This is a genomic window from Gemmatimonadaceae bacterium (assembly GCA_020852815.1).
Lineage (GTDB): Bacteria > Gemmatimonadota > Gemmatimonadetes > Gemmatimonadales > Gemmatimonadaceae > SCN-70-22.
The window spans coordinates 47,981-66,522 of sequence record JADZAN010000040.1; the positions used below are offsets into that span (position 1 = coordinate 47,981).

Below are 18,542 nucleotides of genomic sequence, written 5' to 3' on the forward strand. Positions count from 1 at the left end.
GTGCGCATCATTGCCGGCCGATGGCGCGGGCGAAGCATCAAGGCACCGCGTGACGCACGGGTGCGCCCCACGGGCGATCGCGCCCGCGAGGCCTGGATGAGCATCCTCCACCCCGAACTCCCCGGGGCGCGCGTCGTCGACCTCTTCGCCGGCTCCGGCGCCCTGGGGCTCGAGGCGCTCTCGCGCGGCGCGGCGCACTGTGACTTCGTCGAGATCGCTCCCGCTTCGCTGCGCGCCATCCGCGAGAACAGCGAGGCGCTGGGCGTCGGCGCCGGCGAGTTGGACGTCCACCGTACCGACGCGATCCGCTTCGTGCAACGCCTCGGCGCGCACGCCTACGACATCGCCTTCGCCGACCCGCCGTACAACCTCGCCCTTGCCCCTCGCCTCGCCGAGGCATGGCTCGCCGTTCCATTCGCCGGCGTCCTCGGCGTCGAGCACGACGTCCACGAAGCGATGCCCTCGGGCGGTGAGACGCGAAGCTACGGCGGCACCGCCGTGACGCTCTATCGTGCCCAGCCACGCCACGCGTTGCACCTCGTGCCTGACGCGTCCGCGCTCGACGGTTAGAATTCCGCGTCACGCCCCCTTACCTCTGAGCGCATGCCTCGCATCGCGATCTACGCCGGCTCGTTTGACCCCATCACCCGCGGTCACGAGGACCTCATTCGCCGGAGCCTCTCCTTCGTCGATCGCCTGATCGTCGCCGTGGCGATCAACGTCTCCAAGCAACCGCTCTTCAGCTTCGAGGAGCGCGCGGGCTTCATTCGCACGGCTGTGGGCGACGACCCGCGCGTCGAGGTGCACCAGTTCCAGGGACTCCTCGTGGACTTCGCGCACCAGATGGGGGCACGCCTCTTCATCCGCGGGCTGCGCGCCGTGAGCGACTTCGAGTACGAGTACCAGATGGCGCTCATGAACCGCCACCTGTCGTCGGAGCAGGAGACCGTGTTCATGGTGCCATCACTCGATACCACGTACATCAGCGCCTCGCTCGTGCGCGAGGTGGCGCGCTTTGGCGGGAAGCTGGAAGGGCTGGTGCACCCGGTGGTGTCGGCAGCGCTACGCGAGAAGTTCGCGACCCGTTAGGCATGGCCGCCGTTCCCCCGTTCCTCGACACCATGCGCCGGCGTGCCTCGCAGCAACCGGCGCGCATCGTCTTTCCCGAGTCCGGCGACCCGCGCGTGCTCCACGCGGTCCGCGTCCTCCAGGAGGAACGGATCGTTCGCCCCGTCCTGGTGGCGGCGAGCGACGCCGATCGCGGCGCCCTATTCGCGCTCGAGGGAATCGGCGTCGAGGTGATCGATCCGGCCAGCGACCGGCGCCGCGCGCGTGCGGCGGCGTCGCTCGCCGAGCGACGCCGCGGACGTCCGCTCACACCCGAGGAGGGCGAGGCGCTGGCCACGACGCCGCTCCTCTTCGCCGACGATCTCGTCAGGCACGGCGACGTGGACGGCTGCGTGGCCGGGTGCGTGCTCACCACCGCCGACGTCCTGCGCGCCGCGCTCTGGCTCATCGGGCCGGCCGACGGCGTGAAGACCATCTCCTCGGCGTTCTACATGGACGTGGCCCCGTTTCGCTCGGACCAGCGCGAGGTCCTCACCTTCACCGACTGCGCCGTCATCCCCGTCCCCACGCCGGAGCAGCTCGCCGACATCGCGCTGGCCGCGGCGGCCGACCGGGCTCGTATCGTGGGCGACACGCCAATCGTCGCATTCCTGTCGTTCAGCACGATGGGGAGTGCGACGTCGCCGTCGGTGGAACGCGTGCGTGAGGCGCTCGCCCTCGTGCGCCAGCGCGCGCCGGGAGTCGCTGTCGATGGAGAGCTGCAGGGCGACGCGGCGCTCATGGCCGCCGTCGCCGCTCGCAAGGCACCGGGGAGCGCGGTGGCGGGGCGGGCGAATGTCCTCGTCTTTCCCACGCTCGACGCCGGGAACATCGCCTACAAGCTGGTCGAACGCCTGGCGGGCGCGGCCGCGATCGGGCCGATCCTGCAGGGGCTCGCACGCCCCTGCAATGACCTGTCGCGCGGCGCGTCAGCCGACGACATTATCAACGTGGCTGCGGTCACCGCCCTTCAGGCGCGCAATCCCGCCGCTGGGCGCGGCGTACCCCTTGGAGAATCCGCATGAGCTTTGCAATCAAGAAGCAGGGTGCTGTGTGCATCGTCGACGTGGAGGGGCAGCTCATCGTCGGGAATCGTCAGGAGCTCAAGCAGAAGGTGCTCGATGAGCTCGAGCGCGGAGAGCGCAAGTTCCTCGTCGACTTCAGCCAGACGGGGTACATCGACAGTTCAGGGCTGGGGGTGCTGGTCTCGCTTTCGAAGAAGATCCGCGAGGCGGGCGGCGAGTTGCGCCTGGCGAACCTCAACGACGACCTCAAGACGCTGTTCGAGCTCACCAAGCTCGATACGCTCTTCCAGATCTCGGTCAATCGCGACGACGCGCTCAAGACGCTCTAGCGCAGGCGCGAGCGCGCCCTGCCGCCACGGTCCCGGCCCCGTCCGGTGTCCCAACCCCGATCTCTCGCCGCTGCGGCGGGCGGTGCGCGCGTGACGCCAGGGGCGCCGCGCGCGTTTCTCATGAGATGACCGAACCCGCCGATCGTTTCGCCTTCGGCTCACTCCCCGACGAGACTGGGCTCCCGCCGGGGCTCCCTCTCGACGTGCGCATCCCCTCCGACGTGCGCTATATCGAGGGGGTCGTGGGGGTGGTGGCGCGCACCTGCGCGGCGCTGGCGTTCCCGGCGCGAGCCGTCAACCTGCAGGTGCCGGTGGCGCTCACCGAGGCGCTGTCCAACGCGATCCTCTACGGCAACGGCGCCGATACCTCCAAGCGCGTGAGGATTCGCGCCCTGATCGATGAACGGGCGCTCGTCATGGAGGTCTACGACGAGGGGAGCGGCTTCGACCTCACCGCCTGCCTCCACGACCCCACCGATCCGGAACAGCTCGAACGCGAGGATGGTCGCGGCCTCTTCCTCATGACGCGCCTCATGGACCGCGTGGAGCGCTTCTCCGACGGCGGCAACGTGGTCCGCCTCACCCTGCACCGGTCATGAGGGAACTCGTCGCCATCCTCGACCGATTCGAGGACGTGACCGGCGTCAAGGCCGTAGTCTGGACGCGCTCCGGCGACCGGGCTCCCATCGTCCCCGAGTACGGGGAGTGGAACGAGGCCGCCCCACGCGTCCTCGAACTCCTCGCCCCCGGCGCTCCGCCGGCCGAGATCGAGACGGACGACGGGATCCTCCTCGCCGGCGCCGTTCCCGGCCCGCGCCGCGCCTGGGTCAGCGTGGGGCCCTGCACGGGGCAGCGCAGCGAGCCAGCGGCCTGCCTCGAGTTCCTGCTCCCAATCGTTGGTCACTTCTTCCAGTCGGCGCTGGAGGTGGAGCACGCGGCGTACGAACTCGCCGAGCGGTACGAGGAGATCAACCTCCTCTACACCACGAGCGAGATTCTCGGGCGCACCGTCTCGCTGGAGGAGGCGGCGGCGCGCATCCTCGAGGAAATCTGCGAGACCGTGGGAGCGCGCCGCGCCGCGATCCTCGTGCACGATCGCGTCACCGACACGCTGCAGGTGGTGACCGCGCTCGGCTTCGAGGCCGCCGACGCCCCGCCCATCGGGACGCAGGACCCCCACGCCGTCTCGGCCAGGGTGTTTCGCGAGCAGCGCGCGCTCATCCTCGAGCCGGGGGAGTATCCGTGCGAGGCCGAGTCGTTGTACCGCAAGGGCGGGCTCCTTTCGGTCCCGATCCTGTGGACCAACCCCAACCCCCACGGCGCCATCCCGTTAGGCGTGGTGAACCTCTCCGAACGCCGCACGGGTGAGCCGTTCAGCGCAGGCGACGAGAAGCTCGTCACCGCCATCGCCACGCAGATCGGGACGGCGATCCAGAACGCGCGCCTCGTCCGATCGTCGCTCGCCCAGCAGCGCTTGCAGCAGGAAATGCAGCTGGCTAACGATCTGCAGATGAAGCTCCTCCCCGACACGCGCCTCTTTGCGCCCGAGGCGCTGGTGTCGGCGCGCGTGGTCCCGGCCGACAGCGTGGGTGGCGACTTCTATCACCTGTTCCGGCTCGGCGATGGGAAGATCGGGGTGATGATCGGCGACGTCTCCAGCCACGGCTATCGTGCCGCCCTCATCATGGCGCTCGTCATGAGCGCTTCCTCCATCCACGCGCAGGCCAGCGACGATCCCGCCGTCATGCTCAACGCCCTGCTCGCCACGCTGCGTGAGGAGCTGGAGAGCACCGAGATGTTCATCTCGATCTTCTACGGCGTTCTGGACCCGCGGCACGCGACGATGCGATACGCCAACGCCGGGCATCCGCATGCCTTCGTCATGGACGCCGCCGGTGAGGTGGAGCGGCTCGCGGCGCTCGACCCGCCGCTCGGGATGAGTGCGCAGCACCCCTCGGGCAGGGAGCGTCCCTGGGCGCCCGGCACCGATGTCCTGCTCCTCTTCACCGATGGCATTGCCGACGCGCGCAACCGCCTCGACGTGCGACTGGGGGAAAAGCGCGTGCTGGACGTGGTGAAGGCGACGCGCACCGAGCACCCGGACGTGATCGTCGAACGCGTCTTCGGCGCGCTGCGTGCGCACGCCGGCGAGGCGATCCGGCGCGACGACCTCACGCTGCTCGTGGCGCGCACCTGAGCGCGAGCGCCCCCTTCACGGCGCGCCGCTAGCTTTCGGGATGCCGCAACGACCGTCGCTTCCGCCGGCGCGCAAGCGCCTCGGGCAGCACTTCCTCACCGATCGCACGGCGCTCGAGCGCATCGTGCAGGCAGTCGATCCGCGCCCTGGCGAGACGATCGTGGAGATCGGCCCGGGGCGGGGAGCGCTCACCGACCTCCTCGCGCAGCGCGCGGAACGCCTGGTGTGCGTGGAGGTCGATCCGCTGCTCGTCCCCGTCTTGCGGGCGCGATACGCCGACCGCCCGCATGTCTCGATCGTCGAAGGCGACGTGCTCGACGTGGAGCTGCCGTCGCTGGCACCGGGGGCGTGGGCGCTGGTGGGAAACGTCCCGTACTACATCACCACCCCCATCATCTTCCAGGCGCTGCGCTCGCCCCGGCCGTTGCGCATGGTCTTCCTGGTCCAGCGTGAGGTAGCGGAGCGTGTCGCCGCCCCGCCCGGGAGCGAGGCGTACGGCGCGCTCTCGGTCAACGTGCAGGCGCTGGCCAGCGCCGAGGTGGTGGCGAGGGTCCCGGCCGGTGCCTTCCATCCGCGCCCCAAGGTCGACTCAGCCATCCTGCGGCTGGTGCCGCGGCCCGACCCGGTGGTGCGGCCCGACGAGGAGGCCGCCTTCGCGCGCATGGTGCAAGCGGCCTTTGGCCAGCGCCGCAAGCAGATGCGGCGCGTGGTGCGCGAGCTGTTCTCCCTGGGCGCCGCCGAGGCGGAGGCGTTGCTGGCGAAATGCGCGATCGACGTGGCCGTGCGCCCGGAGACGCTCTCGAGCGAGGAATTCGCGCGCGTCCTGCGCGCCGGCGCTGCTGTGAAGGGTTAGGGGCGGGCGGAACGACTCAGGCCGCGCCGTCGACGCCGTTGCGGTCGCGATTGGCGAGGGCGTAGCTGAGCCCCTCCAGCTCCATCGCCATGTTCACGTTGCGCACCGTCACCTCGGCCGGCAGCTGCAACTGCACGGGGGCGAAGTTGAGGATCGCGCGGACGCCGGCGGCCGCCAGCCGGTCGGCTACCTGCTGCGCCTGCGGCCCCGGGACGGTGAGGACCGCGATGTCGGGCTGTTCGAGCGAGAGGTCTCCCTCCAGCACCGCGATGTCGCGCACGATCTGGTCTTCCCACCGCGTGCCGATCTTGCGCGGATCGGCGTCGTAGACCGCCATGACGTGGAAGCCGCGCTGCTTGAAGCCGCGGTACTGCGCGAGGGCGGTCCCGATCTTCCCGGCACCGATGATCATCACGCGCCACTCGCGGTCGAGCCCCAGGATGTCGCGCAGCGCCGCGGTCAGTTCGGCGGCCGGGTATCCCAGGCCGCGCTTGCCGAACGAGCCAAAGAAAGAGAGGTCCTTCCGTACCTGCGCCGACGTGGTTCCGCCGCGCCGCGCCAACTCCTCGCTGGAGATGGTGAGCATGCCGCGCTGCACCGAATCCTCCACGAAGCGGAGGTAGACGGAGAGGCGTCGGACGGTGCTGTCGGCGATACGTTTCACAGTGGGTGATGCTTGTGAATTCGTTCACAAACTAAACCCTCCCCACATCCCCCACCAGCCAAACTGAGCCCGCACGCGGGGAAAGCACGGTCGAAGCAGTCGCGCCGACGCGTGAGCGCGCGCTCGGCGCGAGAGCGCGCACTCGGCGCGAGAGCGCGCACTCGGCGCGCGCCGTGGGCCCGGGTGCTCGATACGGCGCCAGCGTGGCGGCGGCGGTGCGCGGACTCTCCCCCCCGCGCGCGCCGTCACGGGGACGCGGAAACGGCTTACCTTGTCGCGATGCGCGGTTCCCTCGGCCTGTCTTTCGCTCGCCCTGTCGCGACGTTTCGTCTCACGCCGAGCGCGCGAGCATGAGGGGGATAGAAGCCCGCACCCCGGATTCCCTTCTGCTCGTGCGCGCGCGCGAGGCGCTCGCCGCCGGGCCGCTCGACGCCGTTACCCTGATGGAGCGCGTTTGTGCGCTGCCGTCCGCGCCGCCTACGGTCGCGGAGCGGCTCGCCGACGCGTTGTTCGGGCGACATCCCGGCTTTGCGCGCGATGGCGGCGGGCGCTGGACGCTCGTCGTACCGATCCCCGACGACAACGGCGTGCAGGCGACGGCGCGCGTGCGCACGGTGCGCGAGCGGCGGCAGGAAGCGAGCGGCGCCATCGAGCGTGACGATGTCCCGCTGCGCGACCTCTCCTTTGCGGTCGTCGACGTGGAGACGACGGGGACGTCTCCCGCGCAGCGCGACCGCGTCACCGAGATCGCCATCGTGCACGTGACGGGGGGCGAGGTGCGCGACCTCTACGAGACGCTCGTGAATCCCGAACGGAGCATCCCGCCAGCGATCGTCGCGCTCACGCGCATCACCGACGAGATGGTGAGCCGGGCGCCGCGCTTCCGCGATGTGGCGCACGACGTGGTGGGGCGCTTGCGCGAGCGCGTCTTCGTGGCGCACAACGTCTCGTTCGACTGGCGCTTCGTGTCGCATGAGGTGCAGCGCGCCGCGGGCGTGTCGCTGGTTGGCGAACAACTGTGCACGGTTCGCCTGGCGCGTCACCTGCTGCCGCACCTGCCGCGGCGCAACCTGGACTCGGTGACGCACCACTTCGGGATCGACATCGGGGCACGCCACCGTGCGGCGGGCGACGCCCTGGCCACGGCGCACGTGCTCGTGCGGTTGTTGCGGCTGGCGGAGGAGCGCGGGGCGCTCACCTGGCGCGAGCTCGATGCGCTGCTGCACCGCGGGCGTGCCCGCACATCGCGCCGGCGAAGTGCCATGCCGCGCGGCGTCGACATCGACCCCACCGTCTGAACGAGGTAGGGGGAGGGGGAGGGGGAGTGCGTCAGCTCGCGGCCGTCGGCCGTGGCCGGGCTCTCCGCGATGAGGCCGTTGTGGCGCTCGCGCCTCCCGGAACTGGACGCGGCCCGCCACGTTGGGCGCGGGGGGCGCGCGGTGGGGGACGGGTGCCCCCCCAGGGCGCTGCCGAAGCGACGAATGTGCCGCTACCGGTTGACCTCCTAACCCCATGTCGCTTAGGTTTTTCGGACAATTCGGCAAGCAGGGTCTTCGGGCCCTCACCCTCTGGCGCTCGGCGACGAGCAGCTGCAGGAGTCTCGTCAAGACGGCGCCGCCTCACAGGATGAGGGCGGATGGTCGTGTGTTGCGGACTCCAGAGGAGTCCGCATTTGTTTTTCCCGTGACGGCGAGACGTCGTTCGACGCGGGGTCAAACCCTCGGAAGGAGTTCGGACCTATTCAGGACAACACGAAGCGCATTCGCGTCAACCGCCAGATTCGCATCAGCCCGGTCCGCGTCATCGGTGCCGACGGGAGCCAGATGGGCATCATGGAGGTTGATCGGGCCCTGGCCCTCGCCGAGGAGTCGGGTCTCGACCTGGTGGAAGTCGCTGCCACCGCTCGCCCGCCCGTCGTCCGCGTAATGGACTACGGCAAGTTCAAGTTCGAACAAGCCAAACAGGCGCGGCAGGCGAAGAAGAAGCAGCACGTGATCGAGCTCAAGGAAGTGAAGTTCCGTCCTGGGATCGAGGAACACGATTTCGACACCAAGGTTCGACATGCGCGCCGTTTCCTTGGCGAGGGGAACAAGGTCAAGGTGACGCTGATGTTTCGCGGGCGGCAGATTGCCCACCCGGAACTCGGCTTCGCAGTGGTAGAGCGGGTTTCGCAGCAGCTTGCCGACGTCGCCAAGACGGAGAGCTCCGCGAAGATGGAAGGGAAGTCCCTAACGATGATCCTGGTACCGAAGTGAGCTGACGATGCCCAAAATGAAGACCCACAAGGGCGCGAAGAAGCGCTTCTCCGTCACTGCGTCGGGGAAGGTTCGCCGCCTGAAGGCCAACAAGAGCCACATCCTCACCAAGAAGGACGCCCGTCGGAAGCGCCGGCTGCGCCGTCCCACCACCGTCGCGACCAACGGGGAGGCGAAGGTTCTCAAGCGCCTCATCCAGGCGTAAGGAGAGAGAGCGATGCCACGCGTCAAATCCAATGTGGTGCGCCTGAAGCGCAAGAAGCAGGTCATGAAGGCCGCGCGCGGCTATTTCGGCGCGCGCTCCAAGCTGTGGCGTCCGGCCAAGGAGTCGGTCGAGCGCGGCTGGCGGTACGCGTACCGCGACCGTCGCAACAAGAAGCGCGACTTCCGTCGTCTGTGGATCGTGCGTATCAACGCCGCGGCCCACCTCAACGGGATGAACTACAGCACCTTCATGAACGGCCTGATGAAGGCCGGGATCGAGGTTGACCGGAAGATCCTGGCCGACCTGGCGGTGCACGACGAAGCGGCGTTTACCGCGCTCGCCGAGAAGGCCCGCGCTGCGCTGGCGACTGCCGTCGCGTAAGATCAACGCCACAGTGGTTCGGCGGCAGCGCGACGCGAGTCGCGCCTGCCGCCGTTCTTTTTTCCCGTCCCGACTTCCCACTCCTGCATCGGTCACCTCGTGACGCTTGACGAGTTCCTCCTGAAGGTCGAGGCCCTGCGCGCCGACGCCCTGCGCGATGCCGCGCACGCGGCGGATGCCGCGGCCTGGACCGAGACCCGCAACGCACTGCTCGGGCGCAAGTCCGGGCGCCTGACCGAGGTGATGGCGCTCCTCCCCACGCTCCCCGCGGAGGAACGGCGGGGGGCCGGCGCCGCCATCAACGCCCTCAAGCAGGAGGTCGAGGCGGCGCTCGAGGCACGCAAGGGCGAGTTGGAGTCGGCGGCCCCGCGCGGGACGCAACTCGACCTCACCATGCCCGCGCGCACCACATGGCGCGGCGCGGTGCACCCGGTCTCGCTCGTCATCGACGAGATCTGCGACATCTTTCGCGAGTTGGGCTTCACCGTCGCGTTAGGCCCCGAAGCAGAGTCGCCGTGGTACAACTTCACGGCGCTCAACTTCCCCGACAACCACCCGGCAATGGACATGCACGACACCTTGTACCTGGCGGATGGCGGCGTGCTGCGCACGCATACGTCGCCGGTGCAGGTGCGCACGCTGCAGTCGTATGCGCCGCCGGTGCGCGTCCTCGCGCCGGGCAACGTCTATCGCCGCGACTTCTTCGACGCCACGCACGCCCCCGCCTTTGCGCAGTTGGAGGGGCTCGCCATCGACGAGGGGATCACCTTCGCCGACCTCAAGGCGACGCTGGCGCACTTTGCCCGCGCCTTCTACGGCAAGCGCACGCCCACGCGCCTCGTCCCGTCGTACTTCCCCTTCACCGAGCCGTCGGGGCAGATGGAAGTCTTCTTCGATGTGGGCGATGGGCGCGGCGCGCGCTGGATCGAGATCATGGGGTGCGGGCTCGTGCACCCGGCGGTGCTCGAGTCGGCGGGGCTCGACAGCGAGAAGTACTCCGGTTGGGCCTTCGGGATGGGACCGGCGCGCATCGCCATGTCGCGCTTCTCCCTCACCGACATCCGCCTGCTCTACGATTCCGACGTCCGCTTCCTCGAACAGTTCGCCTGATCGCCGCCGATGCTGATCTCGCACGAATGGTTGCGGGCCTTTGTCCCGCACGCGCTGACCGCCGCCGAGTTGCGCGCGCTCATCACGGCGCACGTCGCCACGGTCGATGGCATGGAGCGCCTGCGCGCCGACCTGGCGATGATCGTCGTGGCGCGTGTGGTCCAGGCCGGACGTCACCCCAACTCCGACCACCTCTGGGTCACCAAGGTCGATGACGGAAGCGGCGAGCTGCTCGACGTCGTCTGCGGCGCGCCTAACGTGATCGAGGGGGCGATGTATCCCTTCGCCCGCGTGGGCACCGTGATGCCCACCGGCAACAAGGGGGGGATCCTCATCGAGCGTCGCAAGATCCGCGGGGAGCTGTCCTGCGGGATGCTCTGCTCGGCGCGCGAGCTCGGACTCGGCGACGACCACGAGGGGATCCTCGCCCTCGATATCGACGTCCCCACCGGGACGCCGTTCCTCGACGCCGTGCCGGTCGGCGACGTGCAGTATGACATCGACGTCCTGGCCAATCGCCCCGACCTCCTCTCGCACTGGGGAATGGCGCGCGAGGTCGCGGCGCTGCAGGGGCTCGCGGTGAAGGACCCCGTCGAGCTGTTCACCGTTGATGCGACCACCGGCAACGCCGAGTTTGGCGACGGCGTGCGGGGGAAGGTCCCGTCGGCGGGGGGAACGGCGGTGCACGACCTGTACCGCACCGGAAGCGGCGGCGCGCAGGTGCAACTCGATGACACCGACGGCTGCCCGCGCTACATGGGGGTCGTGATTCGCGGCGTCGCGGTGGGGCCGAGCCCGGACTGGCTCGTGCGCCGCCTTGCCGCGCTCGGGCTGCGCTCGATCTCCAACGTGGTCGACGCGACCAACTACATGCTGCATGGCTATGGCCAGCCGATGCACGCCTTCGACCTGGCCAGGCTCGCGCAGCAGACGGTGATCGTGCGCCGCGCCCGCGCCGGCGAGGTCCTCGTCACGCTCGACGGCGTCGAGCGCACTCTGGATGAGCGGATGACGGTCATCGCCGACGCCGAGCGCGCCATCGCGGTGGCCGGTGTGATGGGCGGGCTGGAGAGCGAAGTTACCGAGCGCACGACCGACCTCTTCCTCGAGGTCGCGTACTTCACGCCGCGCAACGTGCGCGTCACGCGCCGTGCGCTGGGGCTGGGCACCGACGCGAGCCATCGCTTCGAACGCGGGATCGATCCCGAGATCGCGCCGCACGCGCTGTCGATCGCGGCGCAACTCATCACCCTCGTTGCCGGCGGCGCCGTGGACGGGCAGGCCATCGACGTGGGGCGTGCGCCGTCGGTGCGCGCGGCGATCGCCATCACGCCGGGGCGCGTGCGGCGCTTGTTAGGCGCCGAGGTGGCGGCCGCGGACATCACCGCGCTCCTGTCGTCGGTGGGTTTCACCGTGGCGCCGCGTGGCGACGCCGCGGAGACGCTGGACGTGACCGCCCCGTCGTGGCGGCACGACGTCTCGCGCGACGTGGACCTCATCGAGGACATCGCACGCCTGCGCGGATACGACGCGCTCTCCGACGAGGTGATGCCCTTCCGCCCGGGAAACGTCCCCGATCACCCGTTGCACGTGACGGGGCGCCGCGTGCGCGACGCGCTCGTGGGGGCCGGCCTGTTCGAGGTGCGCCCGCTCCCGTTCGTCGCCGGCACCGACGAGACGCATGCCCGTGTCGCCAACCCGCTCGCCGACGATGAACCGCACCTGCGTACGTCGATCCTCGAGACGCTGGCCCGGCGCGCCGAGTACAACCTGAGCCGCATGCAGGGGAACGTCCGCCTCTTCGAGGTGGGGTCGACCTTCGCGCGCCGCCAGGGGCAACTCCCCGTGGAGAAGGTCCGCGTCGGCATCCTCATCATGGGGCTTCGCCGAGCGCATCACTTCAGCGATGCCGCGCGCGAAATCATCGACGCGTGGGATGCCAAGGCTCTGGGAGAACTGGTCGCCGAGGTCGCATACCCCGGCATGCGGATCGCCCTCGAGGCGGGCGATGGCGCGCCGGTGCTGTGGCGCATCTCGGCCAAGGGGGGCGACGTCGGGACGATCGAGGTCGTTACGCTCGACAAGCCCGTCTGGGCCAGCGAGGCATTCGGCATCGAGATCACCCTCGGGCGCCTGGCCAACGCGCCCATCGCCCCGCCGGGGAGCCACGACTTCAGCGCCGGCGTCACCGCGCGCACCCCCGCCAAGGGGCACGTGACGTACAAGGCGCTCCCGACCACCCCTCCGGCCGAGTTCGACCTCGCCTTGCTCGTGCCCACGGGAGTGAGTGCGGCGCAGGTGGAGCACCTCCTGCGCAAGAGCGCGGGCGAACTCCTGGAGCGACTCGAACTCTTCGACGAGTTCCGCGGGGCGGGAGTTCCGGAGGGGTATCGCTCGGTGGCGTGGCGATTGACCTTCCGGGACGCCACGCGCACACTTCGCGACAAGGAAGTCGACGGCCGTCGGCAGAAGATCCTTCGCACCCTGGAGACCGAACTCGGTGTCCGACCCCGAACTGCCTGAATCCGCATCGTTTCACCAGCTCGAGCAGTTGGTGCGCAACCTGGGTGAGGAACTGGCGGGATTCCGCCGGCGCGCCCTCGCCTCGGAGTCGCGCGTGCGCGCCCTCGAGACGGCGGTGGCCAACGGGGGCGATGCGGCGTCGCTGGAACGCCTCAAGACGCTGGAGCAGGAGAACGCCGACCTCAAGGCGCGCGTGGCCTACGCCACCGAACGGACTCGGCAGCTCCTGGCGCGCGTTCATTTCCTGAGGCAGCAACAGGGGCGCCCGATCCCGGGGGCGAGCGTCGGTGCAGCCGGAGCCGGCGGCGCCGGAGGGCGAACCAAGCGATGAGCGACAAGAAGCATCTCGTGAAGGTCGTGATCGTCGGAGAGGAGTATTCCATCCGGTCCGATGCCTCGCCGGAGCACACGCGGGCGGTGGCGCAGTACGTGGACCAGTCCATCAAGCGCGTGCTCAACACGTCGATGGTGGTGGAGAATCACAAGGCGGCGATCCTGGCCGCGTTGCAGATCACCGACGAACTCTTTCGCGCCCGGGCGTCGGCAAAGTCGGTGGACGAGGCGATGGACTCACTCGCGCTCGAGATTCGGCGCTGGCTCCCCCCTGCAAAGCGCGGAGAATCGGGCGACCATCCGGCCGTCTGACCGAGTCGCGCGACTGATTGCCAATTGCCGGGCCGGCGCGTAGCTTGACGGCGTGTAACCCGCTGTGGCGTAGGTTGAAGCTCCTGCACGACTTAGCGCTTCCCATCCCGTGCCCTTCGTCGGCGCCGGATCGGTAGCCCGGTGTGCAAGCTCCATACGCTGTCAGCCGTGGTTCCCCTTCGACTTCGCGGCGTGCGCTGCGGTGGAGCATAGATCGACATGAATCCGACGTATCTCGTCGCTGCGCTTGGCGTGCTCTGTGTCGTCGCCTCCGCAGCGGCTTTCGTTTTCGGGCGAAAGGCCGGGCAGGGAGCCGAGCGCGAAACGCAGCGCGCTGCCAAGGCGACCGCAGAGGAACTGACGAAGCGGATGGTCGGCGACGCGGAGCGCGAAGCCGAGTCCGTGCGCAAGAGCGCCGTCCTCGCGGGAAAGGAAGAACTCATCAAGCTGCGCGAGGCGTGGGAAGTCGAGGCGCGTCACCGTCGCGAGGAAGTGGAACGCGAGGAACGCCGCGTCGACGATCGGGAGATCCAGCTCGAGAAGAAGGTGGACCTGCTCGACCAGCGCGAGCGCGACCTCGGGCGCCGCGCCAGCGACCTCGGGCGCAAGGAGAAGTCGGTCGCCGAACGTGAGACCGAACTCGAACGACTCGTTGCCGACGAGCGCCGCCGTCTCGAGACGCTGGCTGGAATGTCGGCGTCGGAGGCCAAGACGGAGCTGATCGCCCGCCTCGAGCGCGAAGCCGAGGCCGACGCGGCCAACCGGATTCGCGAAATCCGCGACAGCGCCAAGAAGAACGCCGAGCGCGAGGCGAAGAAGATCGTCGCGCTCGCCGTGCAGCGTATCGCGTCCGAGCACACGAGCGAGATCTCGGTCTCGTCGGTGGCGCTCCCGAACGACGAGATGAAGGGGCGCATCATCGGGCGCGAGGGGCGGAACATTCGCGCCTTCGAATTGGCGACGGGCGTGGACGTCGTGATCGACGATACGCCGGACACCGTGGTCGTCTCCTGCTTTGACCCCATCCGCCGTGAGATTGCGCGACTGTCGCTGGAAAAGTTGGTGACCGACGGGCGCATCCATCCCGGGCGCATCGAGGAAGTCGTCGCCAAGTCGCGCAAGGAAGTCGAGACGCAGATCGTTGAACTGGGCGAGCAGGCGGCGTATGAAACGGGGACGCACGGGCTGCACCCCGAGATCATCAAGCTCATCGGGCGCATGAAGTGGCGTACGAGCTATGGGCAGAACATCCTCGATCACTCCAAGGAAGTGGCGCACCTGGCGGGGATCATGGCGTCGGAGCTTGGGCTCGACGTCGCCATGGCCAAGCGCGGCGCGCTGCTGCACGACATTGGCAAGGTCCTCACGCACGAGCATGAGGGGACGCACGTGCAGTTGGGCGTCGAGGTGGCGACGAAGTACGGCGAGCACCCGCTGGTGATCAACGCGATCGCCGCGCACCACGACGACGTGCCGCACGAGAGCGAGATCTCGGTGCTGGTGCAGGCGGCCGATGCGATCTCCGGGTCGCGCCCCGGTGCGCGGCGTGAGGCGTTCGAGACGTACGTCAAGCGGCTCGAGGGGCTGGAGAAGATCGCGTCGAGCTACAAGGGGGTTGAGAAGGTCTACGCGATCCAGGCGGGGCGCGAACTGCGCGTGCTGGTCACACCCGACGGGGTGGACGATTTGCGCATGGCGGCGCTGGCCGACGAGATCGCCCGCCGCATCGAGGCCGAGTTGCAGTATCCGGGGCAAATCAAGGTCGTGATCATTCGAGAGACGAGGGCGGTCGATGTCGCTCGCTAGCGAGGACGTGATGGGGCAACGGATCGACGGCACGGCAGTGGCGCAGGCCGTGCGCGATGACGTGGCCCGTGAAGTGGCGGCGCTCAAGGCGTTAGGCGTGACGCCTGGGCTCACCGTGGTGATCGTCGGCGAGGACCCGGCGAGCCAGACGTACGTGGCGGCCAAGGAGAAGGCGAGCCGCGAAGCCGGCATGAAGGGGGAGACGATCCGGCTCCCGGCCGACACGCCGCAGGCGGAACTGGAGGCGCTGATCGACCGGCTCAACGCCGACGAGCAGGTGCACGGAATCCTGGTCCAGAGCCCGCTCCCCAGGCACATGGACGCCAACACGGTGGTGCGTCGCATCCTGCCCGAGAAGGACGTGGACGGCTTCCACCCGGTGAACGTCGGCAAGCTCCTGATCGGGGAGAAGGACGGCTTCGCGCCGTGTACGCCGGCGGGGGTGCAGGAACTCCTGGTGCGCTACGGCGTGGAGACCAGGGGGAAGGAGGTCGTGGTGGTGGGGCGCAGCAACATCGTGGGGAAGCCGATGGCGGCACTCCTCGTGCAGCAGGGGGCGGGGGCCGACTGCACGGTGACGGTGTGCCACTCGCGTACGCGCGACCTGGCCTTCCACACGCGCCGCGCCGATATCGTCATTGCCGCGTTAGGCAGGCCGGAGATGATTACCGGGGAGATGATCCGTCCCGGCGCCGTGGTCATCGACGTCGGGATCTCGCGCATCGAGGATGCGACGCGCAAACGCGGGTACCGCCTGGCGGGCGACGTGCATTTCGAGAGCGCCTCGAAGGTGGCGTCGCTCATCACGCCGGTCCCCGGTGGTGTGGGTCCGATGACGATCGCCATGCTGCTCAAGAACACGGCCCGCGCGGCACGCCAGTGGCACGCGCACTCGGCCACGGCGACGGCGCCGCAAGCGTGAGTCCGGCGCGGCGCTCGCGGGGCGCGGCAACGCCTCCTCGCGAGGCGCCGGACCTCTTCGCCCCGCCGGTGGCAAACGCTCCGCCGGACAGGTCGCATGCGGTCCCGGCGGACGCCGCGCCGGAGCCGGACGCCTCGCTCGCCCCGGGCGAGAGCCCGGCAGCTGCAATCTCGATCGGGACGCTGACGCGGACGGTCAAGGACGTCCTCGAGGGGGCGTTCCCGCCGCTGTGGGTGCGCGGCGAGGTGAGCAACTTCACAAAGCATCGCAACGGGCACTGGTACTTCTCGCTGCGCGACCAGGAGGCGTCGGTGCGCTGCGTCGTCTGGTCGCGCGACACGCGTCGCATCCCGGCGCCGCCCGACGAGGGGATGCAGGTGGTCGCGCTGGGACAGGTCACCATGTACGCGGCGCGTGGCGACCTGCAGTTCAGCGTCAGGACGATGGACGCGGTGGGCGACGGCTTGTGGCGCAAGGCGTTCGAGCAGACGCGCGAGCGGCTGGAGCGCGACGGCCTGCTCGAGCCGGCACGCAAGCGGCCGATCCCGTTCTTCCCGCGGCGCATTGCCGTGATCACCAGCGCCGACGGCGCGGCGCTGCACGACATCATCTCGGTCACGCAGCGGCGCAACCGGCTGGTCGAGCTGGTCCTGATCCCGGCGGTGGTGCAGGGCGAGATGGCGCCGGCCTCGTTATGCGCGGCGCTCGACCGGGTGGCGCGGTGGGGGGGCGCCGACCTGGTGATCATCGGCCGGGGCGGTGGGTCGCGCGAGGACCTGTGGTGCTTCAACGACGAGCAGCTGGCGCGCCGCGTGGCGGCGTGTCCCGTCCCGATCATCTCGGCGGTGGGGCACGAGGTCGACATGTCGATTTGCGACCTGGTGGCCGACTGGCGCGCGCCGACGCCGTCGGCCGCGGCGGAGCATGCGGTGCCGGTCCTGGCCGACCTGCAGCGGGGCGTGGCGGGGCTTGGCCGACAGCTGCAAGACGGGGCATCGGCGCTGCTGCGCGACGCCCGGCGTCGCCTGGCGCAGGCGGCACGGCAGGGTGGGGTGGGGGCGCGCCGGCTGGTGGAGCGCCGCCACTTGCAGCTGGGGCGCCTGTCCGGTCAGCTGCACGCCCTCTCGCCGCTGGCGACGATGGCGCGCGGCTACACCGTGGCCACGACACCGGCGGGAACGCTCGTGACCTCGGTGGCATCGCTCACACCGGGCGACCAGCTGCAACTGCGGCTGCGCGACGGACGGGCCGTGACGCGCGTGGAGTCGCTGCACCCGATCGACGATCCCACCGCGGACAACGGCCCCGCGGCGCACCCTGCAACGGAGTGACGGGACACATGGCGACCTTTGAACAGGCCCTCGAGCGCCTCGAGGCGATCGTCGAGGAGATGAACGGGGAGGAGATCCCGCTCGAGCGGGCGCTTGCCCTCTTCGAGGAAGGGATCGTGCACCTGCGCACGGCGAGCGACGAACTCAGGCGCGCCGAGTCGGCGGTGCAGGTGCTGGTGGAGCAGGCGGACGGCATCTTGGAAGCAAGGGAACTCGGTGCCTGACGTGATGCGGGCCATCGCGGCCCAGCGCGCGTCGATCGATGCGGCGCTCGCGCGCCTGTGCGACGAGACGGTGCAGTGCTTCACGCCGCGCGTGGCCGAGGCGGTTCGCTACGCGCTGTTAGGGGAAGGGAAGCGGCTGCGCGGCTTCCTGGTGCTGCACGGCTACCAGGCCTGCGGCGGGACGCGCGACGTGAACGCGCTGGCGGCGGCCGTGGAGGTGGTGCACGCCTACTCGCTCGTGCACGACGACCTCCCGTGCATGGACAACGCCGACATGCGCCGCGCTCGCGCGACCGTGCACCGGGCCTTCGATGTCCCCGTCGCCACCGCCACCGGGCTGGCGATGGTCCCGCTCGCGGCGTGGGGCGCGTATCGCGCGGCCACCGCGCTCGGCCTTGCGCCGGCCAGTGCGGGTGCGATCGTGCGCGAGCTGATGCAGGCGGCGGGCGCGGCGGGGATGATCGGCGGTCAGCTCCTGGACCTCGAGGCCGAGGGGCAACTGCTCGGTGTGGCGGAGTTGGAGAGAATCCACCGCGGCAAGACCGGAGCGCTCATCGAGGCATCGGTGCGCGTGGGCGCGATGGCGGCCGGTGCCGATGCCGCGCGCGTCGCGGCGCTGGGGCGCTATGGATCGGCGATCGGGCTGGCCTTCCAGATTGCCGACGACGTGCTCGACGTGACGTCGACCACGAACGAGTTGGGGAAGGTGGCGGGGCGTGACGTGGCACTGCAGAAGAGCACCTTTCCCGCGCTCCTGGGGATCGACGGGGCGCGCGACCGGGCGGAGGCGCTCATTGCCGAGGCGGTGGCGTCGCTGCGCGGAGCGTCGATCGTCTCGCCCGCGCTCGAAGCGCTGGCGCGCTACGCCGTTGAGCGTCGGTCGTAGCGCGCTGCCGGCCGTGATATCCCGCCACCCAGCGCCGCCCCGCGACCCAGCGCCGCCGTCACCCACCGGAACTTCCCCT

Annotated in this window: 21 protein-coding genes; 20 read left to right on the plus strand and 1 reads right to left on the minus strand. The window is 69.8% G+C overall.

All coding sequences use genetic code 11. The annotated features are described in order from the left end of the window. The 7 genes from IT359_19370 to rsmA all read left to right on the plus strand — a co-directional run bounded on the left by IT359_19370 (nucleotide 1) and on the right by rsmA (nucleotide 5,511). On the plus strand, nucleotides 1-570 hold the full coding sequence (locus IT359_19370) for an RsmD family RNA methyltransferase (GenBank protein ID MCC6931159.1): 570 nt from the start codon (nucleotides 1-3) through the stop codon (nucleotides 568-570). 33 nt (nucleotides 571-603) lie between these two features. Then, nucleotides 604-1,089, plus strand: a complete 486-nt coding sequence (gene coaD / locus IT359_19375) for a pantetheine-phosphate adenylyltransferase (protein MCC6931160.1) — start codon at nucleotides 604-606, stop codon at nucleotides 1,087-1,089. A 2-nt stretch (nucleotides 1,090-1,091) separates the two neighbouring features. After that, nucleotides 1,092-2,132 carry a phosphate acetyltransferase gene (pta, locus tag IT359_19380; GenBank protein ID MCC6931161.1) on the plus strand — a complete coding sequence of 347 codons (1,041 nt, stop codon included), beginning with the start codon at nucleotides 1,092-1,094 and terminating at the stop codon, nucleotides 2,130-2,132. Further along, nucleotides 2,129-2,461, plus strand: coding sequence for an STAS domain-containing protein (locus IT359_19385; GenBank protein MCC6931162.1), 333 nt, complete (start codon nucleotides 2,129-2,131; stop codon nucleotides 2,459-2,461). Before pta ends, IT359_19385 begins: the two co-directional genes overlap by 4 nt. A 125-nt stretch (nucleotides 2,462-2,586) precedes the next feature. Beyond that, entirely contained in the window at nucleotides 2,587-3,060 is a 474-nt protein-coding gene (locus tag IT359_19390) for an ATP-binding protein (GenBank protein ID MCC6931163.1), read from the plus strand. Continuing rightward, nucleotides 3,057-4,658 (plus strand): SpoIIE family protein phosphatase, encoded by a 1,602-nt coding sequence (locus IT359_19395; GenBank protein MCC6931164.1) that lies wholly within the window; start codon nucleotides 3,057-3,059, stop codon nucleotides 4,656-4,658. The genes IT359_19390 and IT359_19395 overlap by 4 nt, the downstream gene beginning before the upstream one ends. A gap of 40 nt (nucleotides 4,659-4,698) precedes the next feature. Continuing rightward, nucleotides 4,699-5,511 carry a ribosomal RNA small subunit methyltransferase A gene (rsmA, locus tag IT359_19400; GenBank protein MCC6931165.1) on the plus strand — a complete coding sequence of 271 codons (813 nt, stop codon included), beginning with the start codon at nucleotides 4,699-4,701 and terminating at the stop codon, nucleotides 5,509-5,511. 16 nt (nucleotides 5,512-5,527) lie between these two features. Here rsmA and IT359_19405 read toward each other — a convergent pair whose 3' ends face one another. Next, nucleotides 5,528-6,175 carry a redox-sensing transcriptional repressor Rex gene (locus IT359_19405; GenBank protein MCC6931166.1) on the minus strand — a complete coding sequence of 216 codons (648 nt, stop codon included), beginning with the start codon at nucleotides 6,173-6,175 and terminating at the stop codon, nucleotides 5,528-5,530. A 350-nt stretch (nucleotides 6,176-6,525) separates the two neighbouring features. On the opposite strand from IT359_19405, the gene IT359_19410 reads away from it, so the two are divergent. The 13 genes from IT359_19410 (at nucleotide 6,526) to IT359_19470 (ending at nucleotide 18,463) form a co-directional block, all read left to right on the plus strand. Next, nucleotides 6,526-7,473, plus strand: a complete 948-nt coding sequence (locus IT359_19410) for a 3'-5' exonuclease (protein MCC6931167.1) — start codon at nucleotides 6,526-6,528, stop codon at nucleotides 7,471-7,473. Between the two features lie 441 nt (nucleotides 7,474-7,914). After that, nucleotides 7,915-8,430 carry a translation initiation factor IF-3 gene (locus IT359_19415; GenBank protein MCC6931168.1) on the plus strand — a complete coding sequence of 172 codons (516 nt, stop codon included), beginning with the start codon at nucleotides 7,915-7,917 and terminating at the stop codon, nucleotides 8,428-8,430. A 7-nt stretch (nucleotides 8,431-8,437) separates the two neighbouring features. Next, nucleotides 8,438-8,635, plus strand: a complete 198-nt coding sequence (gene rpmI / locus IT359_19420; GenBank protein MCC6931169.1) for a 50S ribosomal protein L35 — start codon at nucleotides 8,438-8,440, stop codon at nucleotides 8,633-8,635. Nucleotides 8,636-8,647: 12 nt separating this feature from the next. Then, on the plus strand, nucleotides 8,648-9,016 hold the full coding sequence (gene rplT / locus IT359_19425; GenBank protein MCC6931170.1) for a 50S ribosomal protein L20: 369 nt from the start codon (nucleotides 8,648-8,650) through the stop codon (nucleotides 9,014-9,016). 99 nt (nucleotides 9,017-9,115) lie between these two features. Continuing rightward, the gene (gene pheS, locus IT359_19430; GenBank protein MCC6931171.1) at nucleotides 9,116-10,126 is read left to right on the plus strand and encodes a phenylalanine--tRNA ligase subunit alpha; all 1,011 of its coding nucleotides are present in this window, start codon (nucleotides 9,116-9,118) and stop codon (nucleotides 10,124-10,126) included. Nucleotides 10,127-10,135: 9 nt separating this feature from the next. Continuing rightward, a complete protein-coding gene (locus IT359_19435; GenBank protein ID MCC6931172.1) occupies nucleotides 10,136-12,649 on the plus strand; it encodes a phenylalanine--tRNA ligase subunit beta in 2,514 nt (837 codons plus the stop codon). Further along, nucleotides 12,627-12,980 carry a hypothetical protein gene (locus IT359_19440; protein ID MCC6931173.1) on the plus strand — a complete coding sequence of 118 codons (354 nt, stop codon included), beginning with the start codon at nucleotides 12,627-12,629 and terminating at the stop codon, nucleotides 12,978-12,980. Before IT359_19435 ends, IT359_19440 begins: the two co-directional genes overlap by 23 nt. Further along, the gene (locus IT359_19445; GenBank protein MCC6931174.1) at nucleotides 12,977-13,294 is read left to right on the plus strand and encodes a cell division protein ZapA; all 318 of its coding nucleotides are present in this window, start codon (nucleotides 12,977-12,979) and stop codon (nucleotides 13,292-13,294) included. The genes IT359_19440 and IT359_19445 overlap by 4 nt, the downstream gene beginning before the upstream one ends. Nucleotides 13,295-13,513: 219 nt before the next feature. Then, nucleotides 13,514-15,100 (plus strand): ribonuclease Y, encoded by a 1,587-nt coding sequence (gene rny, locus IT359_19450; GenBank protein MCC6931175.1) that lies wholly within the window; start codon nucleotides 13,514-13,516, stop codon nucleotides 15,098-15,100. A gap of 10 nt (nucleotides 15,101-15,110) precedes the next feature. Next, nucleotides 15,111-16,022, plus strand: a complete 912-nt coding sequence (gene folD, locus IT359_19455) for a bifunctional methylenetetrahydrofolate dehydrogenase/methenyltetrahydrofolate cyclohydrolase FolD (protein ID MCC6931176.1) — start codon at nucleotides 15,111-15,113, stop codon at nucleotides 16,020-16,022. A 68-nt stretch (nucleotides 16,023-16,090) separates the two neighbouring features. Next, nucleotides 16,091-17,353, plus strand: coding sequence for an exodeoxyribonuclease VII large subunit (gene xseA, locus IT359_19460; GenBank protein ID MCC6931177.1), 1,263 nt, complete (start codon nucleotides 16,091-16,093; stop codon nucleotides 17,351-17,353). Between the two features lie 8 nt (nucleotides 17,354-17,361). Beyond that, on the plus strand, nucleotides 17,362-17,577 hold the full coding sequence (gene xseB, locus IT359_19465) for an exodeoxyribonuclease VII small subunit (GenBank protein ID MCC6931178.1): 216 nt from the start codon (nucleotides 17,362-17,364) through the stop codon (nucleotides 17,575-17,577). Nucleotide 17,578: 1 nt separating this feature from the next. Beyond that, on the plus strand, nucleotides 17,579-18,463 hold the full coding sequence (locus IT359_19470) for a polyprenyl synthetase family protein (protein MCC6931179.1): 885 nt from the start codon (nucleotides 17,579-17,581) through the stop codon (nucleotides 18,461-18,463). The last annotated feature ends 79 nt before the right edge of the window (nucleotides 18,464-18,542 follow it).

Bases quoted from the DNA above. Each gene is read 5' to 3' on its own strand.
- IT359_19395 (MCC6931164.1), top strand. From the start codon at position 3,057: ATGAGGGAACTCGTCGCCATCCTCGACCGATTCGAGGACGTGACCGGC.
- pta (MCC6931161.1), top strand. From the start codon at position 1,092: ATGGCCGCCGTTCCCCCGTTCCTCGACACCATGCGCCGGCGTGCCTCG.
- rpmI (MCC6931169.1), top strand. From the start codon at position 8,438: ATGCCCAAAATGAAGACCCACAAGGGCGCGAAGAAGCGCTTCTCCGTC.
- IT359_19445 (MCC6931174.1), top strand. From the start codon at position 12,977: ATGAGCGACAAGAAGCATCTCGTGAAGGTCGTGATCGTCGGAGAGGAG.
- folD (MCC6931176.1), top strand. From the start codon at position 15,111: ATGGGGCAACGGATCGACGGCACGGCAGTGGCGCAGGCCGTGCGCGAT.
- IT359_19410 (MCC6931167.1), top strand. From the start codon at position 6,526: ATGAGGGGGATAGAAGCCCGCACCCCGGATTCCCTTCTGCTCGTGCGC.
- IT359_19435 (MCC6931172.1), top strand. From the start codon at position 10,136: ATGCTGATCTCGCACGAATGGTTGCGGGCCTTTGTCCCGCACGCGCTG.
- rplT (MCC6931170.1), top strand. From the start codon at position 8,648: ATGCCACGCGTCAAATCCAATGTGGTGCGCCTGAAGCGCAAGAAGCAG.
- coaD (MCC6931160.1), top strand. From the start codon at position 604: ATGCCTCGCATCGCGATCTACGCCGGCTCGTTTGACCCCATCACCCGC.
- rsmA (MCC6931165.1), top strand. From the start codon at position 4,699: ATGCCGCAACGACCGTCGCTTCCGCCGGCGCGCAAGCGCCTCGGGCAG.
- IT359_19385 (MCC6931162.1), top strand. From the start codon at position 2,129: ATGAGCTTTGCAATCAAGAAGCAGGGTGCTGTGTGCATCGTCGACGTG.
- IT359_19390 (MCC6931163.1), top strand. From the start codon at position 2,587: ATGACCGAACCCGCCGATCGTTTCGCCTTCGGCTCACTCCCCGACGAG.
- xseB (MCC6931178.1), top strand. From the start codon at position 17,362: ATGGCGACCTTTGAACAGGCCCTCGAGCGCCTCGAGGCGATCGTCGAG.
- rny (MCC6931175.1), top strand. From the start codon at position 13,514: ATGAATCCGACGTATCTCGTCGCTGCGCTTGGCGTGCTCTGTGTCGTC.